Here is a 21,364-nt window from a genome sequence, read left to right on the forward strand (position 1 = left end):
TTTGCCCTGAAGCTGTTGTCGTGGTGTCCGCTCAGGCCGGCGGCCTGTTGCCCTCGGCTTGCAGCAGTTGGCCGGTCAAATCCACCATCGTTGCCGTGGCCGGCAAAGCGCGGCTCTGCGTCCAAATCGCTTCTGCCTGCCCGAGCAGCTCGCCGATTCTGTCGCGACGGCCGGCATGATCATGCGCCATGAGTTTGCTCATCTGTTTGTTGATGAGCAGGCTGATGAGGTACCAACCGAGCTCCTCTGCAGTAATGCGATGCGGAGTTTGCTCCGCATATCCTGCAACCAGATGCTGCGTGATCGCCAGGCGCTGGCGGGCAGTGATTTGGCCCAGACCTTCCAGGTAATAGAGGGAAGAGATCAGGTTTGCCACATCATAAGCCGGCGGGCCCAGGCGCAGGCTGTCGAGGTCGATGAGCGCCAACTCGCCTTGATGCACGAAAATATGATTGAGGCGAAAGCTGCCGTGCAGCAACACCTCGGGTTCGCGCGCGGACTTTGCTGCCAGCCGCCACTCGCGCCAGCAACGCAGCAGCCGCGGCCTCAGCTCGGGAACCTCCCGCTTGAGTGCGGCAAGCACCGGCCGATTTTCCCGCCATTCGCCGCGCCGGGATACGCGTTTCGGAACCCGGCGCTTGCTGCGATGAAGCTGCGCCAGCAGACTGCCGGCCTGTTTTATCAACGTCAGATCACCGGTCCGCAAGAATACTTCCCAGAGATTCTCGCCGGGCAGCTCTTCGAGAAAGATAGCCGCGTGGCGTGCATCGTATGCCAACGGCCGCGGAAAGCGAATGGGCGGACGGCTCTCTCCCTGCGCCGGCTCCGGCCATGAGGCCCACAGTTTCACGAGATTGCGATACGATTTCTTCGCCGCCTTTTCGTCTTTGAGCTGTTTGACGATGAAGCGCAGCTCGTGCGCGCTGCCCTCCGTATTTACAACGGTAGCGCGGCCTCGACCGGTGAAGCGCTTGCCGGGAACATAGCGCAGGCTTTCCACCCCGGCCTGCGTGACTTGCCATGACGGCTCGCGGCGAGCTTCGCGCCAAACGCGGCGGAGATTGGCGGTGAGCCACTCCTGCAGCTTCGCGGGCGTGAGCAATTTGAGTTTGGGATCATTGGGAAAAGCATAGAGCAACAGCCGCAAGCGGGGCAACGAAATGACAGCCTCGCCAAGCGCCGGCTGCACCTTTGCCTTCTTCACCGCTGCACGGTATTCCTCTTCGGCTTTTTCACTGCGCACAACTTTGCCGACGTATTGTTGCTCGTGCCTGCCCTGCGTGGCGGTCGTGAGCGTGAGCGCATAGAGAACCGTTGCGCCCTTGTCAGGATCGAGCCACTTGCGGCGGATGTCGAGACCGGCGACCGTGACGTCGCCGGGATGCGCGGCGGCGAAATATGCGGCGAGATGCTCCTGCACCACGGCCGCGTCGAGTGCCGGCACAGCGGCATCGGGTTTCATGGCAGTCCTCTCCTGAACACGGCGGCAAGTTTCCCGGTGCGCATGCCGCTCACACCTTCACCATCAATGCCTGCCGGTAAACGCGCAGCCATTCTTCGAACTCATGCTCGGTGCGCAGGTGCGCCACGCTGTTGCGGGCATTCTCGCCCAGCCGCCGGCGCAACTCCGAATCCACAACCAGCTCCTGCAAGGCCTCGAGAATTTGCGCACTCGAACCCGGGCTGACGAGCATGCCGTTTTCGCGATGCTGGATGATCTCGGGAATCGCGCCGGCGCGCGAGCCGATCACCGCCTTGCCCATGGCCATGGCCTCGATCATGGAAAGCGGGCAGCCTTCCGAGAACAGCGAGGGGAAAACCAGAACGTCGAACCATTGCAAATAAGCCGGCATTTGTTGATGCGGAATCTTGCCGGTGATGACGGTGCGGGCGAGCAGATCATACTCCCGTAAATAGCGCTCGTGCAGCTCACGATCATCAGCGCTGAAGTAATCGCCCACCAGCAGCAGCGAGTAATCCACTTGGTCGCGCAACGCGGCCAGTGCTTTGAATAGATACACCAGCCCCTTCTTGTAACGGAACAGGCCGGCGGTGCCGATCACCATGCCTTTCAAATCGAACGCGGGTTTGGCGGGGCGATCGCTGTGCGCGATGGCGATCGAATTCAGAATCACTTTGGCTTTGTGCGCCACCGGTGCGATGCCGCGGTCGGCCAGCTCCAGCAGGCTGGTCGCAACCGAGGTCACGTAGTCCGCCTGTTCCAGGGTTTGACGCACAAACGGCAGGCGCAAGGGATCGAAGGCGTACTTGCCGATGTCATTGCCGCGGATCGAAGCAATTGTTTTCACACCGTGCAGTCTGCCCACCAGCGTGGCAATGAAGGCCGCGGGATAAAGGAAGAAGCCGTGCAATACCTCGAAATGGTAGCGGCGCTGGAAATAATCCACCGCATCGAACATCTCGCGATTGTAGCGGGTCAGCACGTCGGCCTCCGAGAGGCCGAGGTGATTGTCGAAGCCGGGATGAAACACTTTGACGCGATGCACTTGCACGTTGTTTTCCAGCACGCTGGTGAAGGATTCGTCAAAGGGCAGGGCCTCGGCGTGCTTTTGTAAAGCGATGATATGCACTTCCAAACCGTGATCAGCGAGCAGGTTGGCCACGCGCTGGGCGGAATGTCCCACGCCGCCGACCTGGGGCGGATACTGTCCGGTGACGATGGCGGTGCGCAATCCTTTCATGCCGCGGCTCCTTTCATCTGTGCTCCGGCGTCACGCAGCGCTTGGGCGTGGCGGATGATCACGGTGGCGTTGTGATCCCACGTGCGCTCGCGTTGCACCCATGCCTGTCCGGCCTTGCCCATTTCTTTGCGGCGTTCGCGATCGTCAGCGAGTTGCTGCAGCGCCTGCCGCAACGCCGTCACATTGCCCGGCTCGTAAAGCAGACCGTTTTGTCCGGATGCCACGATTTCCGCCACCTGGCCGAGGGCGCCGGCCACCACCGGTTTGGCCATCATCATGTACTCGTAGATCTTGATCGGCGAGAAGTAGAAATTTTCGTTGGGCGTGTAGGGCGCGACCGTGATGTCCATCGCGTCGATATAGGCGGGGATGTCGTCATACGGCACTTTGCCGGTGAACGTGACTTGTGCGCCGAGAATGTGTGTGCGCACGTGCTGCTCCAAGGCTTCGCGCTGCGGGCCATCACCGACGACGAGCAGATGCGTGTGCGCCGGCATCTGTTCGAAGGCCTGCACCAGCGTTTCGGTGCCGTGCCAGCTCTTGAGACTGCCGACGAACCCGATGACGCATTTGTCCGCAAGCTGCCACTGCGCCCGCACCGCCGGACCGCACAAACGCGAGCCGCTGCGCTGCGCTAGCCATTCGCGGCCGGCAGCCGCCACCGCCAGGAAACGCGCCGGATCCACGCCATTCGGCAACACCACAATGCGCTCGGCGGGCACACCCATGCTCAGCGCCAATTGCTTCAACTCCGTGGAAACCACCAGCAACCGGTCCGTCTCGTTCCAGATTCTCTGTTCGAGATGGCGCGCCAGGACTTTCAAATCCAGTCCACGCATTTTCTCCTGTTCGTGGCTCAGCGGCGCATTGACTTCGAGCAGGTGGGGAATGCCGAGCGTGCGCGCCAGTTTGAGGCCGGCATAGGCGAAAAGCGAGTACCGTTCATAAATCACTTCGGCCGGCATTTGCCGGAGATAGTCGCGCGCTGCCTCATACAGGGTAAAATTATAGAGCAGGTTGCGCAATTCGTGGCGCACGCGTGTCTCGACACCGAGAAACGCATCCAACTGACTCAGCTCTTTGAACAACGCAGCGTGTGATGGCTGGGCCGGCACCGCGAGCAGCTCCGCCTCACCGGCATGCTCCTCTGCGATGGCGGAGGAGATGAGGTGCACGGTGTGACCCTGCCGCCGCAAGGCCGCCGTCACCTCACGCACGTGAATGCTCGCGCCTTTGAAGCCGAAAACCGGCACGCCGAAATCAGCACTGAGGTAGGCAATGTTCATGAAGCGTATCCTTCGGAATCTCAACTCCAATTCCCAATCTTACTCCTACTCCTACTCCTACTCAACCCTGCGCCAACCACTCCTCACACACCTGCCAGGCATCCGCGAATTTCGCCATGATGCGATAATCGAGATTGACGACGGCGAGATGCATCTTTCCAATCCAAAACGCCAGCAGGTACCACGCCAGCCGCCGGTGCTCGAGCGGCCAGGGCACCAGCCGCGCGTAAGTCGCGCACAATTGCTCAGCCACAGCCCGCACGCGCGCGCGTTCGAGTCCTTGAGAAAATTCCAGCAAGCGCAGCGACGCGATGAACTCCGCCAGATCAGCAAGGGGATCGCCGAGCGCCAGCGCGTCCCAGTCCAGCAATGCCAGCGCGGTGTCGTTGCCCAGCAATTGTTCCAGGCGCAACGCGCCGTGAACCGGCGTGCGTTCCCGGATGCTGCCGGCGATTTCTGCTTTGCGGCCGAGCAGGGCTGCCAGCACGGCTGCGATCGTCGGGCGATATTGCGGAAAGATCTGGAGAAAATGTCCGGCATCCAGCTCCGCGGCGGTGCTGATCGCCTCGAGCGATTCACCTTGCGGTAAATCTGCCAGGTGACTGGTGTGCAAGCTGGCCAGCAGCGCGGCGATCTGCGTGAACAAAGGCTGCCAATCGCGTTGCGGCAGCGATTCCAGCACCGGCCGGCCGGGCCATTCCTCCTGCCAAAACGTGCTCTGTTCTTCCAGCCAAAGAATAGGCCGGGGAATCTGCAATCCGAGGCGACCGGCGCTTTCCCGGGCGTCGCCGGACTTTGGCGTGAAGGCTTGATAAGCGCGGCGCGTGTTTTCGAAATAGCGGCGGCTGGCGGCCTCGCCACAAGTCTTGCTGAAGAATGCCAGCTCGCGGGATTCGCCGGTGGCGTTGGACAGCGTGAGGTGATAGCGCAGCACACAGCGCTTGCGCGGCATGTATTTGATGCGCCGGGTGCGCACCTGCTGCACTTGCCAGCGGCCCTCCAGCCCGAATTCTTTTTGGTGCTGCTCAAACTGCGCAGCGACAAAGGCCGGCTGCACCAAGCGACGCAAGGCGGGCATTTTTTCATCAGCGGGAAAGGGCCACACCACCATGTCGCATTCCGGCCAGAAGCTCGGCGGCAAGACCGCAGCGGTCACCGGGGAAACCGCCGCGAGTGCTTTGTGAAATTGATTCTCTGCTTTGCGCGCCACGAGAGATTTCGCAAACAGCCAATGATCCTCGCCGGACTCGAGTTGCACGCGATACAGCGCACTGACATGCTGCCCCGGCCGGTAATAGATCTTTTCGATTCCAGCGCGCAGCACGCGTTCCAACCCGCCGGCAAAGACTCGCCCCGGATGCGCATTGAACACCTCGACCATTTTTTCGGTGTCGGTCAGCGTCGGCAAATGCGGCAAATGCGGATCGGTGTAGGTGAAATCAACCGGCATAGTCCGTCCAAGCGTTCGCCGCCAGGAGGAGCAGTTGCTCCACCAGCGTGGCCTCGGAAGATTTCATCGCTTTGTACACCTGGCTACTGAGCAGCTGGCTGCTGGCGAACCACGCGATGCGTTCGTCGGCAATCGCCTGTGTTGCGTTTTGTAAATAGGCGGCGCGAAAATTGGCAAATGTGCGTTGCGCCAGGTCCGCCGTGATTTCGCCCTGCGCCTGCATCTTGCCGAGATACGCAGCGAAGCGACCGAGATCATAGCAGGGATCACCTTGATTGGCGCCATCAAAATCGATGAAGACCAGATTCCGGCCGTCGTGCAGAAGGTGGCTGAATTTGAACGAGGCGTGCACCGGCGTCAGCCGTACCGGCGGCAACTGCGCTTGCGCGGCCAGCAAACGATCGTGGATTGCCGAGAACGCCGCGACGTACTGCGGAAACGACTCGTGCACCGCGGCATGGGCGCGCTGCAGCTCTTGCATTTGATAAGCAAGATTCATCTGCTCCGGAAGCTGCAAGCCGCTGCCGTGAAACGCGGCCAGCGCTTCACCGGCGCGCCGGCCGAGGCGCGGCAATTCTGCTTTGTCTTCCAACTCGGACAGGGCTTGGCCGGCAATTGCCTCCTGCCAAACGAGGTCGAGCTGCGCGTCATACGAGTAAGGCCGCGGCAGCCGAAATTCCCCGCGCTGGCGGGCGGAAGTTTGCCAGATGGCCTGCATCAAATTGAATGCGGCCCGGCCCGCGCCTTCGGTATAGGCCTTGCCGAACACCCGGTGCGTGCCGTGCTGCGCGTAGGTGAGGTCAACCAGGAACATGCAACGCTGCCCCGGCACGTGTTTGATCACGGTTGCCGTCGCCGTCACCGGCTGGTCATGTGGCTCCAGGCCCAAAGCCTGCGGCGCGGCTGCAATCAACGCGCGCAACTTGTCCGGCTGCAGCAGCGTGGTGAGCGCGGGCAGGTCAGGATCATTGGGATAAGCCCACAACACCATCTCCCATTCGGGAATGAAGCTCAGGCTGCGGCCAAACGCGGTTTGGAGAAGATCAGTATGGCGGGCGGCTGCGAAGGCGCTGCGGCCTTCACCCGCCGGGAAAATCCTGCCGCAGTAGATTTGTTCGCCCAGCTCGCGGCCGGTGTCATCGCTGATTTTTGCTTTGATCTGCACGCGGCAAATGCCGGGCTTGTAGTGGAGACGCAGCAGCCGGCAGCGCGCAATCCGGTGCGTGCAGGACGCGCCGAGCTGTTGCTGCAAAGCCGCCGCCAGGCGTTTTTTGTCCGCGAGGGCATGCAGTTGCGGAAATTCGCAATTGTCAGGAATGCGGATCGCGTGCGACATCGAGAAACTCCGGGTGCAGGGTGAGCAGGCCGGCGCCGGCCGCGGTCAGGTTTCAGTACAATTCCTTTTCATGCGCCAGAATCGCCGCGGCGAGGTCGAGCAAGCGTGAGACTTTCTCGGCATGATTCTTCTTCGCCAGCGTGATGCACTTGGTCGCCTGCTTCGCCACGAGTTGCGCCGCCGTGTGCCAGGCCAGCACGGTTTTCGGCAAGCCCCAGGGCGCGGCCTGCGCGTAGCCGCGGCAAAAGTGCGTGAGCGCCGCTGCGCTTTGTTGCGGCGTCAGCTTCTCACGCAGCGGCAGATAAAGCAAGTGCGCCGCAAAACTCGCGACATCGCCGATGGGATTGCCGCACTGGAAATCATCGAAGTCGATCACAGCGAGCGTGTCGTCCACCAGCAGGCATTGCGAGATGCGAAAGCCGTTGTGAATCGGCGTGATGGGCAGGGCAGGCAGTTCGGCGTGCTGTGTACGCAGCGCCTGCCCGAGCGCCGCCACGGCCGGTTGAAATGCGCCGTCGAAATCAGCGATGATCCTTTCCGCCTTCGCCACTTCGGCGAGCACGTGCTGGCCGGTGTGCCGCGGCAGATTACCGATCTGACATTGCTGCAAACCCGCCAGTCCGGCGCCGAGGCGCGCCGCCGTGTACGCGAGATCGAGCTCGGCGAGATGATCATCGACGTTCCGCCCGCGCAAGCCCGTCATAAAGAGCGTGTTCATTTCAGCATCAAAGAAGAGCGGCCGGGGAACGATGAACGCGCCGGATTGGCACAAGGGCGATTGCCAGACCGCCTGCAGCGTCGCGAAAATCGCGGCGGCCTCGGTTTTGTGATTGTAGGTCTTGCTGTAAAGCACCGTTGTGCTGCCCTCGCTGAAGCGCAACGCATGCCGCAGTGTGCAGCGATCCCAGGGCGCATACTTCACGACTTCAGCCTCGGCCGTCACCAACGTTGCGCCCGGCGCAGGCCGCAGCAGTTCCTCGTGCGAGCGGAGCAGGTCACGGCGGCGATTGCTGTCCAACAGGCGATGCAGATGCCTCAGCCGGGAATCATTCGGAAAGCCCCACAACAACAGATCCAGTTCAGGCAGCAGATGCAGCGCCGGACCGAATTGCGGTTGCACCTGCGGCTGGTTTTGCGCTTTGGCGAGGCGGGCGGCCAGTTTGCCTTTGGCTTCGATGACGCCGGAGAATATCTGCGCGCCACTCCTGCCGGATTGCAGATCACTGATGTGCAGCTCATAGCAAACCTCGCATTTCTTGCCGGGTTTGTAGCGCATCTGCAGCAGCCGCAGATCGTGAATGTGCAAATGGCCGGCAGCGAAACCGGGAAGCTGACGCTGCAAATGCTCCTTCATCGCGCGCGGATCGGCAAGCACTTGCAATTGGGGAAGGTGACTGTCGGCCGGCGCTGTGAGCGTTTGATTCATGCCTGATTCCTTGAATGAATGAGTCGCATTGATTCTGGCTGCGGCATTGCAGCCGGCGTGACTGCCGGTTGCGCCGTTGCGATTCCCGGGTTGCGGGCGCGACGGCAATCCTGCCCGGTTGGTTTCACGTTGTGCTGCTTGCGGCTTTAATCATGGCCAATCCGCGGATGTTGCCGGCCAGATCATACTTGGCAAGCTCGTCGAAGTAGGTGGCGCATTGTTGCAGCAACTCACTCTCCGGGGCGTGCAGCGCGCCGGCCAGCCACTGCTGAAGTTGCGCGCGGCTCTCTGCCAGCGGCTGCAGCGTTTCGTGTTTGTAGAAGCCTTCGTCATTCGCACCGACTCTGAGATAGACGAGACGCTGCCGCAGTCTCTCGTATCCGGCTTCGTGGAGCGCCGCGGCGAGATGCCGATTCTGCAGGTTCGCTGCAGCCCGCGCCGCAAACGCCTTGAAGTAATCCGGCCCCATGCGATAACAGGTGATGAAGGTGAAACGATCCTCTTCCTGCGGCAAGGCCACGAAGAGATCGAACAGCGGCTGCGGCAGCGACATGACCAACGCCATGTTGGTGATACCGACTTTGGAATAGCGTTGGCGAAAACGCTGCAGCGCACCGTTGTTTTGGCAGGTGAGCGCCAGCGTTTCCACCGCTTGCTGCAGTGTGGCTTCCGCATGTTCCTGCACCTGCGATCGGCCGGTTTCAGGCTGCGGTACCACCACCACGCTTTTGAGCGCGACATCGGAATAGTACTTCGGCTTGTCGGGGCTGCTGCAGATCCAGGCGAGACGGAACAACACGATCAGTTGGCGCGCCGTTTCCGCGGCAATGCCAAATGCCTCTTGCACCTGGTGCACGGCGGCAGCGGTGATCGGCAGGGCTGGATGCAAGCAGTTCGCCTGCCGCAGCCGCTGTACGAACGATTTGAACTGGCTCTCCACCGCTGCGCTGAGCGTGCCCAAACCGAATCGTTGCAGCAGGCGCGGCAGTTGCCGGCGCACAAATGGTTGGGCCTCGCCCAAATCAGAATCGCGGAGCACGGCAGCCACGTGGTCATCGCAACGCGCGCCAAGCTGCGCCACCTGCGCGATGAAATCGGCGCAGTCCGCATAGGTTGCCGGTGAGCAATACTCCTGGCGCGGATCGTCGAGGCGGAAGATCAGCTTGGCCGCGCCCAGCTTGCGCCGGTCGTGCAGCAGCTTGGCAATCAGCAAATGGCGAATGTGCGCCAGCAGCCCTTCCACTTCGGCGGCCGCATGCGTGGCTGCCAGCGCTGCGGTGATTGCCGCGAAGTCAAAGAGTTCGTTCAGCCGCGGCCAAAACGTTTGCGCCAGCTCCAAACGGCTTTTCACCACACTGCCGCGCACAAACGCGAGCAGATAGGCTGCCGCGGGCTGGCGTTCCGCCAGCCGCGCCAGCACAGCGGCATTGAGATGATCAATCAGCGTTTGGAAGTATTCCGGACTTTCGGGACCGGCCACTGCGACGGCCGGCACCTTGCCCGTAACGCGCGTGACGCCGGCGCCGGCGTTGATGGGCAAGCGCAGATAATCCGAAAGGTGCTTCGCTGGATTGCCGTTCGATGACATGAGATGACTTTCACGAATGTAGAGAAATTTCAAACGTCCACCCTGGCTGGAATTTGCACAGGACCATCACAGGCCGGCCGGCGATTCCAGCAGTTCCTCCAGCAGCGCAAAGGCAGCGACCACTTGCTGCCGGGCCTCACGCTCCATGCGCTTGAGCGAGGAATGCATTTTCCCCAGCAGGAAAGCTGTGACATACCATGCCAGGCGCCGGCGCTCACATGGCCAGGGTACGAGCGCAGCATAACTCTCGACAAAAAGCGCTGCGGCTGCGGTGATCGGCGCAGCGGCAACGCCGTCGCTGACGCGCAGATAAATCACCGAAGCGAGAAACTCCGCGACATCATAGAGCGGATCGCCCACCGCCAGCGCGTCGAAATCCACCAGGCCGGGCTGCTCCTCACGCACGAGGATCTGCGCCAGCTTGAAGGTGCCGTGGATGGTCGTGCGTGGCGTGCCGGCCGCGCTGCGCGGCAGGGTGGCAGCCATTTTCTGCAGCAGGTGCGCTTGCCGCTCGCGCACTTCAGGCAGAAACTTGAGGATTTGCGCGGCGTTGTCTCTGGCGTTGGTCAGCATGGTTGCCGGACTCGCGCCAGGCCGTTGCAGTTCCGCCGGCAGCTCGATTTGATGCAATGCCGCCAGCATGGCCGCGATTTTGGGCAGCACGGGCGCGTGGGCGAGCGTAGCCCAGCCGCGCTCGGCGCAACGCCGGGTCAGGGATTCTCCCTCCCAGGCATGCTGCCACAAGGTTTTGATCTCGGGAAGATAGGCAATCGGCGCCGGCACATTCAGCACGCCCGCGGCACAGGCGCGGCTCGCACAAATCACTCGCAGCGCCGCCGCGACCGTGCGGCCGCTGGCGTCGTCCGTGGTCTTGCTGTAGAACGTGCGCGTTTGTTGCTCGCCCGCGGCATGGCGCAACGAGACCCGGTAACGCAACACGCACCGTTTGCCCGGCATGTATTTCACTTTGTGGTCGAACACCTCGGTGCAATGCCACGCGCCCGACAAGCCGAATTCCGCCAGATTGCGCTCGACATTCTGCCGGATGAAGTCAGCGTCCTTCAGCCGGGCGAGCTGTGGCAGCTTGGGATCATGCGGAAAGGCGTGCACGACCATGCGGCGCTCCGGCCACAAGCTGACCGGTTTCCAGAAATCGCCAGCAGACCAGGAGGGCGTTGCGCTTTCACCGCCGCCCGCTACTGCGCCGTTGCGCTGCAGGCGGCCGTGCAGCCATTGATCGAAGGGGCGGCCGTGGTGATCGTGACCCTGCACCCGGTAGGCGATGAGGCAGGCCTTGCCGGGTTTCTGATACACGCGCGTGACGCGGCACTGCTGCACGCGCAAGCCGAGGCCGGGATACTCATGTTGAAAAAACTCTTCGAACGCCGCCGCCATGGCGACCGGGTCGGTTTCCGGCAGCGCCGGTGTCACAGCATCGTCCGTGCTCAAGGTGTCGTCTTTCACGTTCGTTCTCGTCCTTCAACCTGCCAGGAGGTCGACCGGCGCGGTTGCAGCCGGTGTTTTGTCTTCCCCGGCGGCAGTGATTTTTTTCGGGGCTTTGGGTTTGTGGCCCAATACCTGCAATTCGTAGAACTCGCGGTATTGCGGGCTGCTTTCGAGCAGCTCTTCGTGCGTGCCGGTCTGCATCAGTTTGCCCTCTTCCAGCACGACGATTTTATCGGCGTTCTTGATGGTCGAAAAACGATGCGCAATGACAAACGTGGTTTTGTTCTTGGTCAACTCCTCGAGGGCCTGCGTCACCAGCGCTTCGGATTTGGCATCCAGTCCGGAAGAAGGCTCGTCCAGGATCAAAATCGGCGCGTCGCGCAGCATGGCGCGCGCAATGCTGAGGCGCTGGCGCTGGCCGCCGGAGAGATTGTCGCCGCCGTCCCAAATCATGGTGTCGTAGCCATCCGGCATCTGCATGATGAAGTCATGCGCCTGCGCGGCCTTGGCCGCGGCGATGATTTCCTCATCCGTCGCGCCCTCCTTGCCGAACGCGATGTTATCGCGCACGGTGCGGCGCATGAGCTTGGCCTCTTGCAGCACGATGGTCACCTGCCGGCGCAGCGAAGCCAGGGTGAACTGGCGCAGGTCGTGGCCATCCATCAAAATCTTCCCGGCGGTGGGATCATAGAAGCGCAGCAGCAGGCTGATGAGCGTGGATTTGCCCGCGCCGCTATGGCCCACCAGCGCGACCTTTTCGCCGGGCGCGGCCGAAAAGTCGATGTTCTTCAGAACCTCCGCCTGGCCTTTTTTGTAGGAGAACGAAACCTCCTTGAATTCCACCTGGCCGGAAAGCGGCGGCGCAGGCACGGCATCCTTGGCATCGGCCATCACCATGTCGGTTTCCACTAACTCGAGCAAACGGCCGGCGGCGACCTGCGATTTCGCCACTTCGAAAAACAGCGCGGCGTATTTGTCGATCGGGCCGTAAAGCTGTTTGAGATAGCTGAAGAAGATGAACAGCACACCGGGCGTGATCGCGCCGCTCATCGCATGTTTCCCGCCCCAGTAGACCACAATGGCGGTGGCCGTCGCGATGATGAGATCGGCGACCCGCTTGAACATCTTGGACAGCCGCATCGCGGTGATGTCGGCGGTCATGCTCTGGCGGTTTTGCTGCTCGAAGCGCGCCTTCTCCGCGGATTCCTTGCCGTACGCCTGCACCAAGGCCAGCGAATCGACGTTTTCGAGAATGATGGTGGTGACTTCGGTTTCGCGGCTGCGCTTGGTTTTCGCCGCTTTTTTCACGCCCTCGCCGAACCGTACGTTGTAGTAGAACAGCACCGGCACGCCGACCAGCGCCATCAGCGCCAGGCGCCAGTCGAGCATGATCATCAAGCTGGAATAGGCGATGATCTGGCCGACGCGATCGACGGTTTCCTGCGGCAGCTCGATGAGCATGGGCTTCAGGCCGCTGATGTCGGAGGTCATGCGATACACGATATCGCCCGAACGAAAGGTGCCGTGAAACGACAGCGACAGCCGTTGCAGATGCGCGAAGACGCGCTCGCGGATGTCGGCGAGCATGCGGTCACCGGTAGCCGAGAGATAGTATTTCGCGACATAGGAAAACGTGCCGTCGACCAGGGTGATGAGAATGATTGAAAGCGCGAGCCCGAGCAGCAGGTTCTCGGGATTCGTTCCGAGGAATTGCGGCAAAAACTGGAATTGCGACGGAAAAGGCTCGTTCAGCACGAGATGGTCGAGGATCAGTTTGAGCGGCCAAGGCACGAGCAGCGTCGTGAGAATGCTGATTCCCAACGCACCGTAAGCCACCAACAGTGTCTTCCAGTATTTGCGATAGTGCCGGCCGAAGACGTGGTAGAACTTTACCAACTCCTTCATGCTGACGCGATCGGCCTTGGAGTACCTCTGGGCTTTCACTTGATGGGTCGGGAGGTCCGCATGCTTCATGCTCGTTCTCCGAAAAGATGAAATGATACTTTTGCCGGGTGCCGGTCGCTGAAGCTGCGCCGCTGATCCAGCGCGTGCTCAGCGGCGGTGAGGCAGGCCAGCGCCTGCGCCCGCCAATCCCGGTCGAGGCGGTGGCGCCAGGCGATCATGGCGCGCCGCAGATAAATCAAAGCTTGATACTGGCGCACGCCCTCGATTTCCCCGAGCGGCCGCAAGCGATCATACTGCTCAAGGAAAAGCGCGATCATGCGGTCACTGGCACGGCCGAGATGGGTCTTCAGCACGATGATGAAATTGCACAGATCCAGCGCGGCATGCGACCGGCACAAGCCATCGAAGTCGATGAAGGACACATGATCTTCGGCGTGGAAGATTTGCGTTAGGCCGAGATCGCCGTGCACCGGGCAGCGTTTCATCGCGGCGAGGCTGCCGTCACTGAGCAGTTGGGCAGCCAGCGCGGCGAGGCGGCGGCGTGCTTCCGGCAAATCCGCCATCAAATGCTCCAGCCCGGGGTGGCAGTATTTCTGCAGATGCAGCGCCAGCGTGTTCCTGCTCTCCAAGTCGAGATCGAGACGATGCAGCGCCGCGAGATTGCGCGCGGTGGCTGCGACGGTCTGCGCGAAAGTTCCGTGATGCAGCAAGTAGTCGGCACGGATGCCCGGCGCAGCTTCCTGCAGCACCATGCCCCATTCCGCGACGTAGGCGAGCGGCCGCGGCAGGTGAAAACGCGGCGTGGCACACTGGGCCGCCTGCCAGAGTTTGCGCATATTCGCAAAGATCGCCTGTCCGCGCTCGCGGCGATAGAGTTTGCCGATCACCCGCCGGCGGCCGTGGCGCGTGGCGAAATCATACGCAATGACGCAGCGCTTGCCGGGCGTGTGCTTGAGCAACTCGATGCCGGGAGCGCCACCGTCCAGCTCGCTCTCCGGCAAATGCTCGACCAGCCGGTCGCGCACCGTGGCCGCATGCAACGCGGCGGCGAGGCTGGGCAGCTTGCGATCGGCAAGCGGCGCCGCAACAGCAGAAAGGTTTTCGCACCGATCATTCATGCTTTGTCTTTGCGTGCTGACCGCGCGGCGCGGCGTAGGCATGCGCGGGTTGATTCGTGATCTTTGCCAGGGCGAATGCGCGCTCGCGCCGGCACTCCGTGGCGCGGGCTGCTTGTGCGGGAAGCCCGGCGCGTGATGAATGGCATTCAGGGGATACCACACCGAATCGCTGCCTGCGGAAAATCACAGGCATGAGGGCGGCCTCCAGGTGCAGCGCTGCTTCACCAGCGCCGCCGAAGGCCCGGCAGCAGAGGGCGCACGAAGGAATCGCGCCGGCAAGATTCAGGTGTTGTGCTTCCAGGTCAGATCAATCTTCCCCGGCTTCCACCAACTCTTCCTCGTCATCAAAGAAATCCTCCAAAGGGGCGGCGGCATGGCCGCTGCTTTTGACCGCCTGGAGGCAGGCGACGCCGCGCTCGATCATGCGGCGTACTTTTTTCTCCCAGCCCGGCTCCTGCAGCCGCAGACACTTGCAGGCGCGGCGCAAATGCGTCAAACCCTCATGCAGCGGAATGCGTTGCCGAATCGCGGGATCCATGAGAGTGAAATATTCGTCCAGGAAAGCCTCGAGCAGCGCGGGCAAGCCGGGTGCGCGTTTCACTTTGCCGCGCAAGAAGACGAGCAGATTGCCGAGATCCGAAGCAGGATCGCCATAGCACAGGGCATCATAGTCGATCAACCAGGAACGGTTGCCCTCGAGATGCACCTGGCCGAGGTGGAAGTCGCCGTGCAGCGGCGTCATGGCAATGTCGCCGAAACTCGCCTCCAGCTCATAGGCGGTGGCAACGAGGCCGGCGATTGCCGGCGCGAGGTCGGGCAGCGCGAGCGCGAGAAATTCATGGCGCGGATGGCAGCGGGTGAGCAGTTCCCGGACCGTGAAGGGCGCGCTCGGGACGAGTGGCGAGCGGTGCAGCTTCGCCAGCGTGCGCGCCAGCAGCCGGAAGGCCGCGGTGTTATCCGGTTTCCGGGCAAATGCCTTGACCGGAACGCCCGGCACTTCCTCTTGCAGGAGCATGCACAACTCATCCAAAAACTCATATGGCTCGGGCATGCTGATGCCGTCGCCGGCCTCGCGGTCGAAGCCGTGCCGCCACAGGGTGCGCATGTCGTCGTACACTTGCCGGCCCTGATTGGCCTTGTAAACTTTGCCGATCACGCGCCAAACCGGCTGCGCCGCGCCCGCGAGCGCGACGCGGTAGCGCAACACACAGCGTTGATTGCGCCGGCGCAGAACTTCGATGTCGACGCGGCTCACCTCCACTGCCTGTCCGAAACGCGCTTGCACCTGCGGCCGAAACACGGCCTGCATTTGCTCTTCCTCCAGCGCGGTGGCGAGAGTGTACAGTTTGTCTTTGACTTTCAACGCAGCAGACTTTGCTGTGGTATCCATGATGAAGCCCTTGTCTGTGGTGGATGGATGCGCGTGCTTGCCGTTTACTCCGCGAGGGCTGCAGCAGCGGTGCGTTTTACCGGCCACGCAGCGGGCGCATGGTTGCCGGCTACCGGCTTGGCGGTGGTGACGTCCGCCGTCTCTTCGCCCAGCGCACGGCGCAGCGCATTGCCGATCTTTTCGACGTTGCGCCGGGAATCGAATTCGCGGATCACTTTTTCGCGGCCGGCGCGACCCCAGGCTTGCGCCAACTCCGGGTCGCGCAACAGCGTGGCCATGGCGGCAGCAAAGGCCGGCGGATTTTTCTCCGGCACTAGCAGGCCGTTCACGCCGTGATCAACGCATTCCGGAATGCCGGAAATATCGGTGGAGACCACGGGTATTTCCATGGCCATCGCTTCGACGATGACGTTGGGAATGCCGTCGCGGTCGCCGTCGCTTTGCACCTCGCACGCCAGCGCGAACAAGTCGGCCTGGCAATAGTATTCGAGCAACTCGCGCTGCGACAGCGCTGGCAGCAGCGTGACGCAATCATGCAAGCCCAGGCTGCGAATCTGCGCGCGGAGCTGTTCTTTCAGCTCGCCGCCGCCGATGAGGTGGCAATGAAACTCCAGGCCCTGCTGGCGCAAGAGATGCAGCGCTTGCACCAGCGTGGGAAAACCCTTCTTGGGCACAAAGCGACCAATCGAGAGAATGCGGGGGCAACCTTCGCTCCTGCGCTTGACCGGCGCGGAAAAGAAGTCGGTGTCCAGGCCGTGATAACAGCGCATCACCTCGCGGCCGGGGCCGGCGATCTGCTGCAAATAATTGCGATTGTATGCCGTGCAGGTGGTCACCATGCTGGCGCCGAGCAGCTTCTCCCGCAGAAAATCGTGTTCCTGCAGATAGATGTCCTTGGCGTGCGCACTGAAGCTGTAGCCGGTGCCGGTGAGCCACTTTGCGAAATAGGCCACCGTGGTCGGGCCGTGACTGAAATGCGCGTAGAAGTGGGCGATGCTGACGCGGCCGGCGCGCGCCGGGCCTTTGCTGTCCGGCAGCATCAGGAAATTCTGCACGAGATACGCCGCCTGCGCAAACCGCTTGATGGTCGACGAGCTGCGCTGGCGCAGGCTGCGCAACGCGGCATAGCGGAAGGCCTGCCAGTAGACCTCGGGCCGCCGCCACCACAAGCGCAGGTTGGCCTTGAGAAAGGCGCGCGCTTCCGGCCAGAAATAGTCCGGAATGTAGGTGACGCGTGCCTGCACGCGGCGTACGTTTTCGTGAATTTTGGCTTCACCGGGATTGCGCAGCGCGAAAATGTGCAGCTTGAAACCGAGCTGCTCGAGCAGCAGAATCTCGTTGGTGATGAATGTTTCGGAAAGCCGCGGGTAACCTTTCAAGATCACCGCCACGACCTTCGTTGTTGTCTTGCTCATGACGCACTCTGCATTTCTGTAGCCCTGCACACGGGTTGTTTCCGCTTGCACCGGCAGTGAGCCTGCAACCGGCCTCAGAATCCTTCGAAGATCGTCTTCTCGCTCAGGCGCACGGTCACGCCGCTGACCTCGAGCGTGCCGGCCTCGGGATTGAGGCACTGGATGGCGCCCTGCAGTTCTTCGATGTTGAAGCTTTTGCGCTCCTTGACCTTGAGCTTCGCGGGCAGGAAGCCATAGGCGCGCGAATAGGTGCCCTTGATCTTGACCACATCGCCTGGTTGGATGGCCTGCAAGCCGGTATCCTGGCGGGTCACGTCTTTGATCAGCGCGGTGGCGGGTACGGCAAAATCGCGGTTGAGCATGCGCAGCGCATGCCTGGCCGCATCGAGTTGCTGCACCACGCCTTCGAATTCGGCCTCATAATCGCCGGGCTTGGGCGTGATGTCGAGCGCGAGAAATGCGCCGTCCTGCTCCGACCGGCCTTTGATTTTGACGCGCTGGCCGACCTTGAGATGTTCGAATCCGACAATTTGATGCATGGGAAGCTGGCCTTTCAAAATCCGTCAATCTCGGTTTCTTCCGTCACCAGCGTGTTGATGCCGACGACGCGCAGCATGCCGTTCTCGCGATCGATCTTTTGGATGAAGCCCTGCAGTTCCGAGTTCTCGGCGTCAAGATCGTCTTTGACCTTGATTTTGGCGGGCAGGAATTTGCCTTCCGGTGAATAGAAGCCCTTGGCCTTGATCGTGTCGCCCGGTTTGAGGCCGGCCAGCGAAGTGGCATTGCGCGCCGCATCGAGAATGTCCGTGGACTCGGGCACCGGCAATTCCTGGTTGCAGATGCGCAGAGCATGGCGGTAGAGGTCGACCTCCTGCACCACGCCCTCGATCGAGGCGTATTCGTCGCCTTCCTTCAATTTGATTTCCATTGCGACAAAATCGCCGCTGGCCTGCGCCTGGCCCTTGACCTTGACGCGCTGCCCCATGCGGAAAACCTGCATACGCTCACGTACCTGCATGATCACATCCTTCCCAAACGAAGTTAAGAGTATGTGGAGGTTTGAAAGAATCCTTGGCGCGGCGCGCCCTCACAGCGCGGAGAGCACGAAATTCGCGACCCGTGAGGCGCCGTTGAGATCCGGCAGCATGGCTTCGTTCATGCCCGCGCCGTCCTGCAAGCGCTGGCGGATCAGTTCCGCCAAATTTCCGGCGGTCAGCACGTTGGGATGAATCGAGCTGAACAAGCCGCGCTCGGTCAAGATGCGCGTGCGCATGGTCTGCTCGAGGCTGGGGCCCGGCCGCGGCACGATGATGGCGTTCTTGCGATAGCGCATGATCTCGCTGACAGTGTTGTAGCCCGCCATCGAGATCACCAGGTCGGCGTGGCTGAGAAAGCGGATGCTGTCCTGTCCCATTTGCGTGACGATGATGGGCAGGCCCACGGCTTTCTGGCGCAGCAGCCGGCGTTGATCTTTGTGCATGAACGGCCCGGTGGAAATCACCGCCGTGAAATCACCGTTGGTCGGCTGCAGGTGGCGCACGGCCTCGATGAATTGATCCATGAAGTAGGAAGCATCGGCGCCGCCGCCGCCGGTCACCAGAATGAACTTGCCGCGCGGCTCGCTGCCGAGCAGCGTTTGCAACGCGCTGCTGTCGAAGACGGGTGCGTCCTGTTCACGCGAAACGTAGCCGCAGTACTGCGTGCGGCCGAGCAGGCCCTCGGGGAATTGATACTCGGTGAGCGCATCGAAGACGTTGGCGCAGCCGTAGATCAGGACGGCGTCATAGAAATTGCTGGCGGCTGCGAAGGCGCCCTCGCTTTGCCATTGCCGCCGAATGACGTCGGGGGCGCCCAGAATATCGCGCAAGCCCAGAATGATTTTGGTCCGCGGACATTGCGCGCGCAGCACCTCCAGCGGCCGCGCCAGCTCGCCGAGCGCGCCGTGCGGCATGTGATCCACCAGAAACACATCCGGCTGAAAGCTGATCGCGACGTTCTTGATGATCTCCGAGCGAATCGTCAGCAGTTCGCGATAACCCATCGCCAACCGATTGGGCCGCCACACGCCGGTGTCAACCTTGACGATGGTCGGAATCTTGATGAAATCGCATTTCGGCGGCAGCTTGAAAAAGGGTGCCTTGGGCGAATCCGCGATGATCAAGATGGAGGCTTCCGGGCAGCGCTTCTTGATTTGAATGCTGATGTTGAGATTGCGCCGCAGATGGCCCAAACCGAAGCCGTCCTGCGAATAGATCATGATTTTCATTTCCGGCGAACCGGCCATGAGAAACTCCCTCAAGAGGCCGCCAGCAGGTGTTCCACTGCCGCGTGGCCGGACAGCGCTCTCATCCGCTCGGCAATTCGGACGAAGCCATTGAGCGGGACGTTGTCATAGCGCGACTTGGGCACAAGCCGCGGGCCGCGAAACAGCAAATGCGGCAGAATCTCGCGCAGGGCGGAGGGGTGGAATTCCACCGGCTGCACCACAGTCACCCAGTCACGCTCCTGAAAGAAGCGCGCGCGGCAGAGATTGCCCGGCTGTTCCTTCAGGCTCGGCACCACCATGGTCAGTTTGCGGTGCGCCAGCACTTCACACATGACGTCGTAACCGCCGGTGCAAATCACCAGATCGGCAAAGCGCACATACTGCAGTTTGTGTTTGCTGAAACGTTGGAACACCACGTGCGGCAAGCGCTGCGCCCGCGCCGCGAAATCGCGCTTGTCGCGCGCGCTGATCGCCGGCCCCGCCGCGATCAGGCTTTGCACGTTGAGTTCACCGGCCGTGCTTTCCAAAAGGCGCAGGTAGGCATCCACCATGGCGAAGTCATCGCTGCTGCCGCCCGGCGAGAGCAACACCAGCGGCAGGGTGCGGTTCATCTGCGCCACCTCGGTGCGCACGCGATGTGAGGGCGGCGTGGCGCGGCTGAGATAGCCGGTGTAGAACAGTTTGTGCGCCAAGTGCGGCGGCAGGTCGTACGCCTCGGCCAGGTCGAACACGCTGCGCGCGCCGAAGACAAGAATCTCATCGGCGAAGTTTTCGAAGGTTTTGAGCGCCTCGCCCCGCCGCCACTGCCGTTTCACGAATTCCGACTCGCCGAGCGTATCCGAAAGCCCCCAGATCAGTTTGGCCTCGGGCAGTTCTTCGCGCAGATAGGCGGTGATCTTTTGCAGTTCCTGCGGCAGGTTGAGCAGGCTTTCATCGAGCAGGACAAGATCGGGGCGAAACGTCTTGATCGCACTTTGCGCGATCTTGCGCCGGATTTTCAAAGTGCGCTCGAGATCGATTTGCAGGCCTTTGCTGGCATAGCTGCTGTTGAAATCATGCGTGAGCGTCGGCAGGTGCACGTAATCAACCCGGTCGGCGAGCTTGAACCGGCCGATGGTGGAGAGATCGGTGAGCACCAGGCTCGAGCAGGCCGGCAGCGCGTGCGACAGCGACGTGGCGATCGCGAGCGTGCGCGAAATGTGCTGCCAGCCGAGACTCTCGTTGCAGTACATCAAGATGCGGAACGATGACATAGAGTGGCCCTTGGAATCGCTGCATGCCGGCGCAAACTGCAAGCGGCGCCGTGTGCCAGCCGGTTGATGCTGCACTCGATTGGCTCACCCGGATTCCGTTCCGGCGAACGTCAAAACGTATCCAACTGCTGAGCAGGCAGAAAACGTGATCGACTTCGAATCAAACTGGTGCAATCAATCCGTTGATTACAATGGGAAAGACAGCGCGAGGTGGGAACCTTCCGGAGAAGCTGCGAAGCAAAGCACCCCGCCTCCGGAGGCAAGACTCGCAGGCCCGGCGGCACAGGCGAGTCATACTCGATCGACGAAATGCGATTTTTGAGTATCAACACGGACTGGCGATGGTGAGTTTACATTATGATGACAATGCCGGATGTCCGTGACAGAGAGTTGACCATCAGGAAACCAAATGTGGTTACGCAAACCGCGCCATATTTACAATCGTGCCGGGTTAATCGCAGAATTCTGCCGCGTTTTAGGATGCTCCCTTGCGCCGGTGCGCAACGGAGCGGCTGCGCCGGCACGATTTTGAGTCCAGCGGAATATACCGCCATCAGTTCACCTTACGGAAACGCAGCCTTCACATTCTGTAAACATAACCACCTGCCCGCTGATTTTGTCAGGCCGGCCGGCCGAATGCGAACCCGCCAGGCCGTTGTAGAGAGACGCTGGTTCTCCTGCAAACCGCGGGATCACCTTGCTGCTGCGCATACTCTGTCTCATTTGTGTGAGTTTTTTCCGCTCCTGCGGCCTCGACCTCGGTTGATGCAAAAGGTGCTGACC

General features: G+C 61.6%; 16 protein-coding genes. All 16 read right to left on the bottom strand.

Going from position 1 to position 21,364, the window contains the following annotated elements; translation table 11 throughout:
* Nucleotides 1-31: 31 nt before the first annotated feature.
* The gene (locus tag L6R21_06590; GenBank protein ID MCK6558851.1) at nucleotides 32-1,462 is read right to left on the bottom strand and encodes an aminoglycoside phosphotransferase family protein; all 1,431 of its coding nucleotides are present in this window, start codon (nucleotides 1,460-1,462) and stop codon (nucleotides 32-34) included.
* Between the two features lie 49 nt (nucleotides 1,463-1,511).
* Nucleotides 1,512-2,702: a glycosyltransferase gene (locus L6R21_06595; protein MCK6558852.1), complete on the bottom strand. Its 1,191-nt coding sequence runs from the start codon at nucleotides 2,700-2,702 to the stop codon at nucleotides 1,512-1,514.
* Nucleotides 2,699-3,988, bottom strand: coding sequence for a glycosyltransferase family 4 protein (locus L6R21_06600; protein ID MCK6558853.1), 1,290 nt, complete (start codon nucleotides 3,986-3,988; stop codon nucleotides 2,699-2,701). The genes L6R21_06595 and L6R21_06600 overlap by 4 nt, the downstream gene beginning before the upstream one ends.
* 61 nt (nucleotides 3,989-4,049) lie before the next feature.
* Entirely contained in the window at nucleotides 4,050-5,438 is a 1,389-nt protein-coding gene (locus tag L6R21_06605; GenBank protein ID MCK6558854.1) for a phosphotransferase, read from the bottom strand.
* Nucleotides 5,428-6,774: an aminoglycoside phosphotransferase family protein gene (locus L6R21_06610; GenBank protein ID MCK6558855.1), complete on the bottom strand. Its 1,347-nt coding sequence runs from the start codon at nucleotides 6,772-6,774 to the stop codon at nucleotides 5,428-5,430. The genes L6R21_06605 and L6R21_06610 overlap by 11 nt, the downstream gene beginning before the upstream one ends.
* A 52-nt stretch (nucleotides 6,775-6,826) precedes the next feature.
* Nucleotides 6,827-8,200, bottom strand: coding sequence for an aminoglycoside phosphotransferase family protein (locus tag L6R21_06615; protein ID MCK6558856.1), 1,374 nt, complete (start codon nucleotides 8,198-8,200; stop codon nucleotides 6,827-6,829).
* Between the two features lie 124 nt (nucleotides 8,201-8,324).
* A complete protein-coding gene (locus L6R21_06620; GenBank protein MCK6558857.1) occupies nucleotides 8,325-9,788 on the bottom strand; it encodes a hypothetical protein in 1,464 nt (487 codons plus the stop codon).
* 66 nt (nucleotides 9,789-9,854) lie between these two features.
* Nucleotides 9,855-11,252: an aminoglycoside phosphotransferase family protein gene (locus L6R21_06625; GenBank protein MCK6558858.1), complete on the bottom strand. Its 1,398-nt coding sequence runs from the start codon at nucleotides 11,250-11,252 to the stop codon at nucleotides 9,855-9,857.
* Between the two features lie 15 nt (nucleotides 11,253-11,267).
* Nucleotides 11,268-13,208, bottom strand: a complete 1,941-nt coding sequence (locus L6R21_06630; protein MCK6558859.1) for an ABC transporter ATP-binding protein/permease — start codon at nucleotides 13,206-13,208, stop codon at nucleotides 11,268-11,270.
* The gene (locus L6R21_06635; protein MCK6558860.1) at nucleotides 13,205-14,257 is read right to left on the bottom strand and encodes an aminoglycoside phosphotransferase family protein; all 1,053 of its coding nucleotides are present in this window, start codon (nucleotides 14,255-14,257) and stop codon (nucleotides 13,205-13,207) included. The genes L6R21_06630 and L6R21_06635 overlap by 4 nt, the downstream gene beginning before the upstream one ends.
* Before the next feature lie 307 nt (nucleotides 14,258-14,564).
* Entirely contained in the window at nucleotides 14,565-15,647 is a 1,083-nt protein-coding gene (locus L6R21_06640) for an aminoglycoside phosphotransferase family protein (GenBank protein MCK6558861.1), read from the bottom strand.
* A 44-nt stretch (nucleotides 15,648-15,691) separates the two neighbouring features.
* The gene (locus L6R21_06645) at nucleotides 15,692-17,062 is read right to left on the bottom strand and encodes a glycosyltransferase family 4 protein (GenBank protein MCK6558862.1); all 1,371 of its coding nucleotides are present in this window, start codon (nucleotides 17,060-17,062) and stop codon (nucleotides 15,692-15,694) included.
* A gap of 74 nt (nucleotides 17,063-17,136) precedes the next feature.
* Nucleotides 17,137-17,601 (bottom strand): DUF5666 domain-containing protein, encoded by a 465-nt coding sequence (locus tag L6R21_06650; protein ID MCK6558863.1) that lies wholly within the window; start codon nucleotides 17,599-17,601, stop codon nucleotides 17,137-17,139.
* Nucleotides 17,602-17,615: 14 nt separating this feature from the next.
* Nucleotides 17,616-18,080 carry a DUF5666 domain-containing protein gene (locus L6R21_06655; GenBank protein MCK6558864.1) on the bottom strand — a complete coding sequence of 155 codons (465 nt, stop codon included), beginning with the start codon at nucleotides 18,078-18,080 and terminating at the stop codon, nucleotides 17,616-17,618.
* Between the two features lie 69 nt (nucleotides 18,081-18,149).
* Complete coding sequence (locus L6R21_06660; GenBank protein MCK6558865.1) at nucleotides 18,150-19,346, bottom strand: hypothetical protein; 1,197 nt, start codon at nucleotides 19,344-19,346, stop codon at nucleotides 18,150-18,152.
* 11 nt (nucleotides 19,347-19,357) lie between these two features.
* Nucleotides 19,358-20,581, bottom strand: coding sequence for a hypothetical protein (locus L6R21_06665; protein ID MCK6558866.1), 1,224 nt, complete (start codon nucleotides 20,579-20,581; stop codon nucleotides 19,358-19,360).
* Nucleotides 20,582-21,364: the final 783 nt, after the last annotated feature.

It is taken from the genome of bacterium (assembly GCA_023150945.1).
Classification (GTDB): Bacteria; Zhuqueibacterota; Zhuqueibacteria; order Zhuqueibacterales; family Zhuqueibacteraceae; genus Coneutiohabitans.